Source organism: Nostocoides japonicum T1-X7 (assembly GCF_001046855.1).
Lineage (GTDB): Bacteria > Actinomycetota > Actinomycetes > Actinomycetales > Dermatophilaceae > Nostocoides > Nostocoides japonicum.
The window spans coordinates 3,242,134-3,252,198 of record NZ_HF570958.1; the positions used below are offsets into that span (position 1 = coordinate 3,242,134).

The 10,065-nt window shown below is 72.2% G+C and carries 9 protein-coding genes; 7 read left to right on the plus strand and 2 right to left on the minus strand.

The genetic code is table 11. The annotated features are described in order from the left end of the window. The coding region (ggt, locus tag BN12_RS14640; protein ID WP_268807012.1) for a gamma-glutamyltransferase at nt 1-1,782 on the plus strand (1,782 nt) is incomplete at its 5' end. A gap of 5 nt (nt 1,783-1,787) precedes the next feature. Here the strand turns inward: ggt and BN12_RS14645 are convergent. Continuing rightward, a complete protein-coding gene (locus BN12_RS14645) occupies nt 1,788-2,417 on the minus strand; it encodes a class I SAM-dependent methyltransferase (RefSeq protein ID WP_048553562.1) in 630 nt (209 codons plus the stop codon). Between the two features lie 253 nt (nt 2,418-2,670). Here BN12_RS14645 and hflX point away from each other — a divergent pair, with 253 nt between their 5' ends. From hflX to BN12_RS14675, 6 genes are all read left to right on the plus strand, one after another. Continuing rightward, a complete protein-coding gene (gene hflX / locus BN12_RS14650) occupies nt 2,671-4,125 on the plus strand; it encodes a GTPase HflX (protein WP_048553565.1) in 1,455 nt (484 codons plus the stop codon). A gap of 6 nt (nt 4,126-4,131) precedes the next feature. Next, nucleotides 4,132-4,590 carry a helix-turn-helix domain-containing protein gene (locus BN12_RS14655; protein ID WP_048553567.1) on the plus strand — a complete coding sequence of 153 codons (459 nt, stop codon included), beginning with the start codon at nt 4,132-4,134 and terminating at the stop codon, nt 4,588-4,590. A gap of 30 nt (nt 4,591-4,620) precedes the next feature. Next, nucleotides 4,621-5,070 carry a hypothetical protein gene (locus BN12_RS14660; RefSeq protein ID WP_157635506.1) on the plus strand — a complete coding sequence of 150 codons (450 nt, stop codon included), beginning with the start codon at nt 4,621-4,623 and terminating at the stop codon, nt 5,068-5,070. A gap of 163 nt (nt 5,071-5,233) precedes the next feature. Beyond that, nucleotides 5,234-5,674 (plus strand): VOC family protein, encoded by a 441-nt coding sequence (locus BN12_RS14665; RefSeq protein WP_048553570.1) that lies wholly within the window; start codon nt 5,234-5,236, stop codon nt 5,672-5,674. A gap of 33 nt (nt 5,675-5,707) precedes the next feature. Next, nucleotides 5,708-6,184, plus strand: a complete 477-nt coding sequence (locus BN12_RS14670) for a hypothetical protein (protein WP_235432417.1) — start codon at nt 5,708-5,710, stop codon at nt 6,182-6,184. Continuing rightward, on the plus strand, nt 6,181-8,865 hold the full coding sequence (locus BN12_RS14675) for an MGH1-like glycoside hydrolase domain-containing protein (protein WP_048553571.1): 2,685 nt from the start codon (nt 6,181-6,183) through the stop codon (nt 8,863-8,865). The genes BN12_RS14670 and BN12_RS14675 overlap by 4 nt, the downstream gene beginning before the upstream one ends. 38 nt (nt 8,866-8,903) lie before the next feature. On the opposite strand, the gene BN12_RS14680 is transcribed toward BN12_RS14675, so the two are convergent. Further along, nucleotides 8,904-10,065: DUF3516 domain-containing protein (locus tag BN12_RS14680; protein WP_157635723.1), on the minus strand; the 1,162-nt coding region annotated here is incomplete at its 5' end.

Here is a 10,065-nt window from a genome sequence, read left to right on the forward strand (position 1 = left end):
GCGGCGCCCACCGCGTCGGCCCCGCCCGGGGCCACCCACACGTCGGCCCAGCTGCCGAAGGTGGCCCGCATGGTCGGGGGCGGGGGAGCCGTCTCGTCGGTCGATCGGGACGCGAGCCAGGCCGGGATCGACGTCCTCAAGGCCGGAGGCAACGCCGCGGACGCCGCGGTGGCCGCCGCCGCGGCCCTCGGCGTCACCGAGCCGTTCAGCTCCGGCATCGGCGGGGGCGGCTTCTTCGTCTACTACGACGCGAAGAGGAAGAAGGTCTCGACGATCGACGGTCGCGAGACGGCGCCCAGGACCTTCACGCCGACGGTCTTCACGAACCCGGACGGCACGGCGCGCAACTTCTCCGACGTCGTGAGCTCCGGCCTGTCCGTCGGGACGCCGGGCACGCTCGCCACGTGGGACCTCGCCCTGAAGGAGTTCGGCACGAGGTCCTTGTCGTATGCCATGAGGGGCGGGGAGTCCTTGGCCCGCAACGGCTTCGTCGCCGACGACACCTTCGTCGGCCAGATCGAGGACAACGCGGCCCGGTTCGCGATGTTCCCCGCGACCGCGGCGCTCTACCTCCCGGGAGGCCACCCGCCCGCCGTCGGGTCACGGTTCACGAACCCCGGGATGGCCAAGGCCTACGCGATGATCCGCGCCCAGGGGCCGAGCGTCTTCTACCGCGGCGCGCTCGGGCAGGCGGTCGTCGGGGAGGCCCAGCACCCGCATACCGTCCCGGGCGTCAGCGTCTACCCCGGACAGCTGACGATGGCCGACCTGCGTGCCTACCGCGCGGTGCCGAAGGCCCCGATCACCTCGACGTACCGGGGACTCTCGGTCTACGGCATGCCTGTCCCGAGCTCGGGCGGCATCGCCGTCGCCGAGATCCTCAACCTCCTCCAGGCGTACGACACGAAGACCGGGGTCCCGCTGTCCGACGTCGACGAGGTGCAGTACCTCCACCGGTTCAGCGAGGCGTCGGCGACCGCCTTCGCCGACCGCAACCGGTGGGTCGGCGACGTGCCGGGCGTCCCCGTGGCCCAGCTGACGTCGAAGGCCTTCGCCCGGCAGCGGGCCTGCCTCTTCTCGCCGACCGTCGCCCAGCCGCGGCCCATCCCCTTCGGCGATCCGACCGGCTCCGCGACCGGCTGTGACACGAAGCAGGCCCGGCTCCCCGAGCCTCGCGAGGGCACGTCGACGACGAACCTCGAGGTCGCCGACAAGTGGGGCGACGTCGCGTCGTACACCTTCACCATCGAGCAGATCGGCGGCTCGGGGATCACGGTGCCCGGCTACGGGCTGCTCCTCAACAACGAGCTGACCGACTTCGACTTCGTGCCGCTCCAGGCCGGCGTGCCCGACCCGAACCTGCCGGACGCCGGCAAGCGTCCCCGCAGCTCGATGAGCCCGACGATCATCCTCAGGAACGGCACGCCGTGGCTCGGCGTCGGCAGCCCGGGCGGCGCGACGATCATCACGACGGTCGCGCAGGTCATCTCCGAGTACGTCGACCGCGACAAGGGCCTGCTCGCCGCCGTCGCGGCGCCGCGGCTGTCGTCGCGCAACGGCACCGAGCAGGCGGAGCCCGCCATCTACGACACCGACCTCGGGACGCAGCTGCGTGCCATGGGCCACACGCTGTCGACGACGCCGTACATCGGGGTCGCCACGGCGATCCGGCTGCTGCCGGGGCGGTTCATCGCCGTCGCCGAGCCGGTGCGCCGCGGCGGCGGGTCGGCGATGGTCGTCAACCCGTCGTCCGGCAAGGACGTGAGCGGCACGAGTCGCTGACGCGATCAGGAGCGCCGCTCGACGCGCAGCACACGGAACCCGCCGGAGGTGGCCGGCCGGCTCACGGCATACCCTTCGGGCGGGAGCCTCTCGCCGAGCCAGCGCTGGAGGGAGTCGGCGCCGAGGTTCTTCTGGACGACGAGGTATGCCGCACCGCCGGGGCGCAGCCGCGGGAGCCACGTCGCCAAGAGGTCGTGGAGCGCCGCCTTGCCGACCCGGACCGGCGGGTTGGACCAGATGACGTCGAACCGCTGGTCCTCGGCGACGGACTCCGGGCGGGCGGCGCGCACGCCGGTGAGCCCGAGCGCGGCGGCGTTGCGACGGGTCAGGTCGAGGGCGCGGTCGTTGACGTCGACGGCCCAGACGGTCGCGCCCGGGGAGCGGAGCCCGAGGGTCAGCGCGACCGGCCCCCAGCCGCAGCCGAGGTCGAGGAGGTCGCCGGTTGCGGGCGGGTCGGGCACCTCCTCGAGGAGGACCCGGGTGCCCTTGTCGAGTCCGCCGGGGGAGAAGACTCCGCCGGCGACGCGGACGGTGACCTCCCGTCCGGCGAGCCGCACGACGAGGTCCCGCTCCTCGGCGGGCGTGCTCGGCCGGGCCGTGAAGTAGTGCTCCGGCGTGCGGTCGTCGGCGGTCATCGCGGGCGACTCTAGGGCACGCCGAGAGCTGAGGCTGCCCGCGGGGCACATCCGGGGAACCGTGGTGGTGCACATCTCCCGATCGGGGCCTGTGCACCATCGGGTCGTGGCTGGGCGCCCGTCGTCGGGGTCGATCTGCGTGGTGCACATCTCCCGATCGGGGCCTGTGCACCACCTGGACGTCGCTGACCGCGCTTGGTGAGGCGATAAGGAGTCGTCGGATGTCGCCGGTTGATGAGACCCTAGAGAGAACATGACTGCGCGACACACCGACTACTTCACCGAGCAGGCCGCCGCCCTCGCCGCCGAGGACGCCGCCTGGGATCCCGACACCGACCTGTCCCGCGACGGCGAGCAGCTCGACCGCGAGGAGCGGGCGGCCCTGCGGCGCGTCGCGGGCCTGTCCACCGAGCTCCAGGACGTCACCGAGGTCGAGTACCGCCAGCTGCGCCTGGAACGGGTCGTCCTCGCGGCCGTCTGGACCGAGGGCACCGCCGAGGACGCCGAGAACTCCCTCCGCGAGCTCGCGGCCCTCGCCGAGACGGCCGGGTCGACCGTCCTCGACGGCGTCGTCCAACGGCGCTCCCACCCCGACCCCGGCACCTGGCTCGGCTCCGGCAAGGCCGAGGAGCTGCGTGACATCGTCATCGCCGAGGGTGCCGACACCGTCATCTGCGACAGCGAGCTCGCGCCGAGCCAGCGCCGGGCCCTCGAGGACATCGTCAAGGTCAAGGTCATCGACCGCACGGCCCTCATCCTCGACATCTTCGCCCAGCACGCCAAGAGCAAGGAGGGCCGCGCCCAGGTCGAGCTCGCCCAGTTGCAGTACCTCCTGCCGCGGCTGCGCGGCTGGGGCGAGTCGATGTCCCGCCAGGCCGGTGGCCGGGTCGCCGGCGGTGAGGGCATCGGCTCCCGTGGCCCCGGTGAGACGAAGATCGAGCTCGACCGGCGGCGCATCAACAGCCGGATCGCCAAGCTGCGGCGCGACCTCAAGGCGATGAAGACGGTCCGCGACACCAAGCGCGGCGGTCGGCGGCGCGGCCATGTCCCGAGCGTGGCCATCGCGGGCTACACGAACGCCGGCAAGTCCTCCCTCCTCAACCGGCTGACCGGCGCCGGCGTCCTCGTCGAGAACCAGCTCTTCGCGACGCTCGACACGACCGTCCGCCGGGCCGAGACGCCGGAGGGGCGCGAGTACACCCTGACCGACACCGTCGGCTTCGTCCGCCAGCTCCCCACCGAGCTCGTCGAGGCGTTCCGGTCGACGCTTGAGGAGGTCGGCGAGGCGGACCTGCTCCTCCACGTCGTCGACGGCTCGCACCCCGACCCCGAGGGCCAGATCTCCGCCGTGCGCGGGGTGCTGGCCGACGTCGATGCGGCCGACGTCAAGGAGATCGTCGTCGTCAACAAGGCGGACGTCGCCGATCCCGAGGTCGTCGACCGGATCCTGCGTCACGAGAAGCACGCCGTCGCGGTCTCGGCACGTACCGGCGAAGGCATCGACGCGCTGCGCCAGCTCGTGGCCGACGAGCTTCCCCAGCCGTCCGTCGAGGTGGACATCGTCGTGCCCTACCACCGCGGCGACCTCGTCAGCCGGGTCCACGAGCGCGGCGAGGTCGTGACGAGCGACCACCTCGCGGGCGGCACCCGGCTCGTCGCGAAGGTGAACCCCGACCTCGCCGCCGAGCTCGCCGCATACGCCTCCTGACGTGCGATGCCGAAGCGACCGGTCGAGCGCGCACCGGGTGACGTCCTCATCCATCTGCGGCGGGCCCGGGACCTCGCCGACCGGGAGTATGCCGATGAGGTCGATCTCGACCGGCTCGCCGCGACCGCGGGGCTGTCGAAGTTCCACTTCCTGCGCCTCTTCAAGGCGACGTACGGCCTGACGCCGGCCGACTACGTCTCGCGGCGCCGCATCGAGCGCGCCCAGGACCTCCTGCGCGCGACGAACCTCACGATCACCGAGGTATGCCACGCCGTCGGCTTCAGCTCGCTCGGCTCCTTCTCCAGCCGGTTCCGTGCCGTCGTGGGCGAGTCTCCCTCGGCCTTCCAGGAGCGCTACTCCCGGACCGGGGCGCCCCGCATACCGGGCTGCTACGTCTTCATGTGGGGCCTGGCCGAGCGAGACGCCGGACAGGAGGAGCAAGCCGCGCGTGGCGGATCACGGTGACCGGCGACCGCACCTGCCACCATGGTTCAGGTGAGCGCATCTCGGGTGTCCTTCGTCTTCCTGCCCGCCGACAGCGGCTTCAGCTGGGATGCCACACCGGCGCTCCTGCGGCGGGTCCTCGTGGCGGCCGAGGTGACCGAGGAGCCGGCCATGGCGGTGTCCGAGGACGGGGCCGTGCCCCTGTGTGCGCGGTGGCTCGACGGCGACGAGCTGTGGTTCTTCCTGACCCGGGACGCCCGGGAGTTCGCTGACGAGGTCCTCGCCTCGATGGAGGTCTCGGAGGCCGTCCGCGAGCGCCTCGCGGGTGTCGCAGCCACCTGCGACCTGCGTATCGAGATCAGCAGCGACGGTGACAGCGACACCGAGGACGGCGAGGGCCACCTCGAGGACTGGATGCTCGCCACCGAGGCGCTCGCCGAGCTGCCCGGCGCGGTGGACGTCGACGGAGGCTTCCTCGCCGAGGCCACGCCGCGTCGGTAGGCTCCGGGACGGCCGCCGACCCGTCCTGTCCCAGATGGCACCGGATCCTCGGGTGACCGGCCCGTAGGCCCCCGGACCGAGGACGTCGGCCGCGCGAAGGGCCGGCGCGGGCTCCGCAACGCAGGAGAAGCACCGCGCGTGCGTCGGGTCCTAGCCTCGGACCATGATCGAGAACATCAGCATCGTCAGCGTCTTCGTCAAGGACCAGGACGAGTCCAAGAGGTTCTACACCGAGGTCCTCGGGTTCGAGGAGGGCGACGACATCGTCCTCGGCGAGGGGTACCGCTGGTGCACCGTCGTCCACCCCAACCAGCCCGAGCTCCTGGTCAACCTCGCCATCCCCGGCCCGCCGATGGACCCCGACCTCGTCGCCGCCATGAAGCGCGCCCAGGACGCGGGCGGACTCAACGGGCTCGGCATGTCGGTCGACGACTGCCGAGCGACGTACGAGGAGCTGTCCGGCAAGGGGGTGGAGTTCATCCAGCCGCCGTCGGAACGGCCCTACGGCGTCGAGGCCGTCTGCCGCGACAACTCCGGCAACTGGATGGTCCTCGTCGAGCAGAACCACGCCACGGTGACCGCCGCGGACTTCGAGCAGGGCTGACGCGCGCGCCGTCCACGGTCGTACGCTGCGACCGTGGATGAATCGCAGGCTGCGAGATCGACGCCGACCGATACGGAGTCGCCGGCATTCGGTCTGGCGCGGGCTCGGGTCACGGCGGTCGACCTCGTCGACGTCTTCGTCTACGTGGTGGTGCTCAACCTGGCCGCCCAGCTCGTGCCGTCCGTCATCACCGAATCCTTCGCCGTCTCGCTGCTCACCGCCGTCATGCTCAAGGTCGTCCTCGAGCTGGTGCTCGTCGTCAAAGGCCTCGTCAAACAGCGGCTCAAGGCGGCGACAGGCCCGGGCGGCAAGGTGCTCGGCGCGCTGCTGCTGTGGATCGTGCTCGCTGGCAGCAAGTTCGTCGTACTGGCCCTGGAGGATCTCCTGTTCGGGGACCGCGTGGAGCTCGGCGGCTTCTTCGCGGTGACCGGCCTCATCCTCGTGCTCATGGCCGCCCGGGCCGCCGTCCGCCGGCTGCTCACCGTTCCCGCACGATCGGTGGCGGCGTGACCGGTCCCTCGACACGCCCGGCCCCCGGGCACCCGCCGACGGCCGAGCACGCGCGCCTCGCCGCGGATCGCGCGGGGACCGAGCCGTGGACGGAGTGGGGGCCGTACGTCAGCGGCCGGCAGTGGGGGACCGTCCGCGAGGACTACTCGGCGGACGGCGACGCGTGGAGCTCGTTCCCGTTCGACCACGCGCATGCCCGGGCCTACCGGTGGGGTGAGGACGGGCTCGCCGGCCTGTGCGACCGGTACGGCTTCCTCAACCTCGCGCTCGCCCTGTGGAACGGGAACGACGACCGCCTCAAGGAGCGGTACTTCGGCCTGACCAACGGCGAGGGCAACCATGGTGAGGACGTCAAGGAGTACTGGTGGCACCTCGACGCCACGCCGACGCATTCGTATGCGCAGTGGCTGTACCGGTACCCCCAGGCCCGGTTCCCCTATGCCGAGCTCCGCCGCGAGAGCTCCCACCGGACCCGGGACCAGCCGGAGTACGAGCTGTCGGACACGGGGGTGCTCGACGAGGACCGGTTCTTCGACATCCGGGTGACGCACGCCAAGGCCGATCCGCGGGCCATCCTCGTGGAGATCTCGGCGACCAACCACGGACCCGATCCCGCGCCGCTGCACCTCCTGCCCCAGCTGTGGTTCCGCAACACGTGGTCATGGGGGCGCGACGACCGGACACCGCGGATCGGGACCGGTACGCGGGGCACCGGCGACGGCCGCGTCGCACTCGCGGCAGAGCACGGCTTCCTCGGTCGATGGTGGCTCCTGGCCGACGGTGCGCCGCGGATCCTCTTCTGCGACAACGAGACCGACGTCGACTTCTGTTTCGGCACCTCGACGGGTGAGCCCGCCCATCCGAAGAACGCCGTCGACCGCGCGGTCGTCCACGGCGACGAGAGCCGGCTCGCCGCGGACGGTGGCACGAAGGCCGCGCTCTGGTGGTCGTGGAAGGCCGTCGCCCCGGGGGCGACGGTGACCGTGCGCCTCGTCCTCGTCGCCGACGCGGCGCTCGCAACCCTCGGAGCCGACCCCTTCGCAGGGTTCGACGCCACGGTGACGACCCGCAGGTCGGAGGCGGACGCCTTCTACGACGCCGTGATCCCCGGGGCCGTCGACGACGTCGACCGACACACCGCCCGGCGCGCCTTCGCGGGGCTCCTCTGGGGTCGACAGCTCTACCGCTACGACGTCGAGCAGTGGCTCGAGGGCGACCCGGCGGGGCCGGAGCCACCCGCCGGCCGCTGGTACGGCCGCAACTCCTCGTGGCGCCATGTGTCCCTCGCCGACGTCGTCAGCATGCCCGACGAGTGGGAGTACCCGTGGTTCGCCTCGTGGGACCTCGCCTTCCACTGCGTCGCCCTCGCCCACGTCGACCCCGGTCTCGCCAAGGACCAGCTCGTCCTCATGTGCCGGGAGTGGGCCATGCACCCCGACGGCCAGCTCCCCGCATACGAATGGGACTTCGGCGACGTCAACCCGCCCGTCCACGCCTGGGCCGCCTGGCAGGTCTACCTGCTGGACGGTGGGCACGACCGGGACTTCCTCGTCCGCATCATGACCAAGCTGCTCTTCAACGTCGGCTGGTGGGTCAACCGCAAGGACGCCGACGGCTCGAACCTCTACGAGGGCGGCTTCCTCGGGATGGACAACATCGGGCCCTTCGATCGGAGCAGGCCCCTGCCGGACGGGCAGCGCCTCGAGCAGTCCGACGCGACGAGCTGGATGGCCTTCTTCCTGCTCTCGATGCTGCGGATCGCCCTCGAGCTCTCCCGCACCGACTCGGCGTGGGACGACACGGCGACGAAGTTCCTCGAGCACTTCCTCGCGATCGCCGACGCCATGGAGCGGTTCGGCAGCGGCCAGGTGCGGCTGTGGAACGACGCCGACGGCTTCTTCTACGACGTCGTCGTCGGGACCGACGGGAGCACGCAGCCGGTGCGTGTCCGCTCGCTCGTCGGTCTGCTGCCGCTGCTCGCGATCCAGGTCCAGCCGTCGTGGGTCGCCGACGCGGTGCCGGACTTCGCGGCGCGCTTGGCGTGGCTGCGCGAGCGGCACCCGGAGCGGGTCGGGGCGGTCCTGATGACCCACGAGGCCGATGCGGACGTCGTCGCGCTGTCGCTCGTGCCTCCCGACCGCATCCGGATCCTGTTGCGGCACATGCTGTCCGGCGACGAGTTCCTCTCCCCGCATGGTGTCCGGTCGCTGTCGGCCGCCTATCGGGGTGGTTACAGCGTGCCCATCGACGGGGCCGAGCTGCCGATCGCCTACACGCCCGGCGAGTCCGACAGCGGGCTCTTCGGCGGGAACTCGAACTGGCGCGGGCCGGTGTGGTTCCCGCTCAACGTCCTGCTCGCCGACGCGATGCGGACGTATGCCGAGGCGCTCGGACCGTCGTTCACCGTCGAGCTGCCCACGGGGTCGGGGCGGCTCGTCGGGCTCGCGGGCGTGGCGGACGACATCGACGACCGGCTCATCGCGCTCTTCCGCCCCGGTGCCGACGGACGTCGGCCCGGGGACCCGGTCCACGTCGGGCAGGGTCCACTGTGGAGCGAGCATCCGACCTTCAGCGAGTACTTCCACGGCGACACCGGCGCCGGGCTCGGCGCCTCGCACCAGACCGGATGGACCGCGCTCGTCGCGCACCTCGTCTGCCTCCGCGGACGGCAGCTGCCGTGAGCTGGAGCCGCGTGCCGCCGTCACGGGGCACGCCGTGGCTAGAGCCTCCGCAGGGCCGTCGTGACGAGGGCCGGCTCGCCCGCCTCGTCGGAGGCGTCGAGGTCGACGGTCGCCTCGATGACCCAGTCATGGTCGCCGGCCGGGTCGGCGATCGTCTGGGTGACGAGCCAGCGCCGGGGAAGGCCGGGCGTGGCCGCCGCGGCCTCGATGCGCAGGTACTGCGGTCCCCGGGCGTCGGCGTCGGTGCCGATCTCGTCGTGCTCCTCCCAGTAGGCTCCGAGCGCCTCGTCCCACGCCGTCCGTGACATCGGCCCGTCGGGCGGCTCGATGGCGGCGAGCGCGTCGAGGTCGTCGCGCGCCGCGAGGAGGACCCGGCGGAAGACCGCACCGCGCACCATCGCCCGGAAGGCCCTCTCGTTGGCGGTGACCGGGCGCTGCGGCCGCGCCCCGTCCCCGGCCCCATGGTGCGAGACCTCCGCCGCGACCTCGCCCACCGGCTCGGCGGAGGTGAGCGCCTCCCATTCGTCGAGCAGGCTGGAGTCGGTCTGGCGGACGGTCTCGCCGAGCCACTCGACGATCTCCTCCAGGCCCTCGGTGCGGTATGCGTCGGGCACGGTCTGGCGCAGGGTGCGGTAGGCGTCGGAGAGGTAGCGCAGGACGACGCCCTCGGACCGGCCGAGCTGGTAGCGGCCCACGAGATCCCCGAAGGACATCCCGGTCTCCCACATCTCGCGGACGATCGCCTTGGGGGACAGGGCGTCCTCGTGGAGCCACGGATGCGTGCGGCGATAGATGGCATACGCCGCCTCGAGGAGCTCCTCGAGCGGCTTGGGCCACGTGACGTCCTCCAGGAGCGCCATCCGCTCCTCGTACTCGACGCCGTCCGCCTTCATCTCCGCGACCGCCGCGCCGCGCGCCGCGTACTGCTGGGCCATGAGGACGGGTCGCGGGTCGTCGAGGACGGCCTCCACGACGGAGACGACATCGAGGGGGTATGCCGGGGCCTCCCTGTCGAGGACGTCGAGCGCGGCGAGGGCGAAGTGGGCCAGGGGCTGGTTGAGGGCGAAGTCGGGCGGGAGGTCGACGGTCAGGGCGACGGCGCGCCCGGTGTCGTCCGGCTCGGGGAGGCGCACGAGGACGCCGGAGTCGAGGAGACTGCGGCCGAGGCGGATGGCGCGGCGGGCGAGCCGCGCCCGCGTC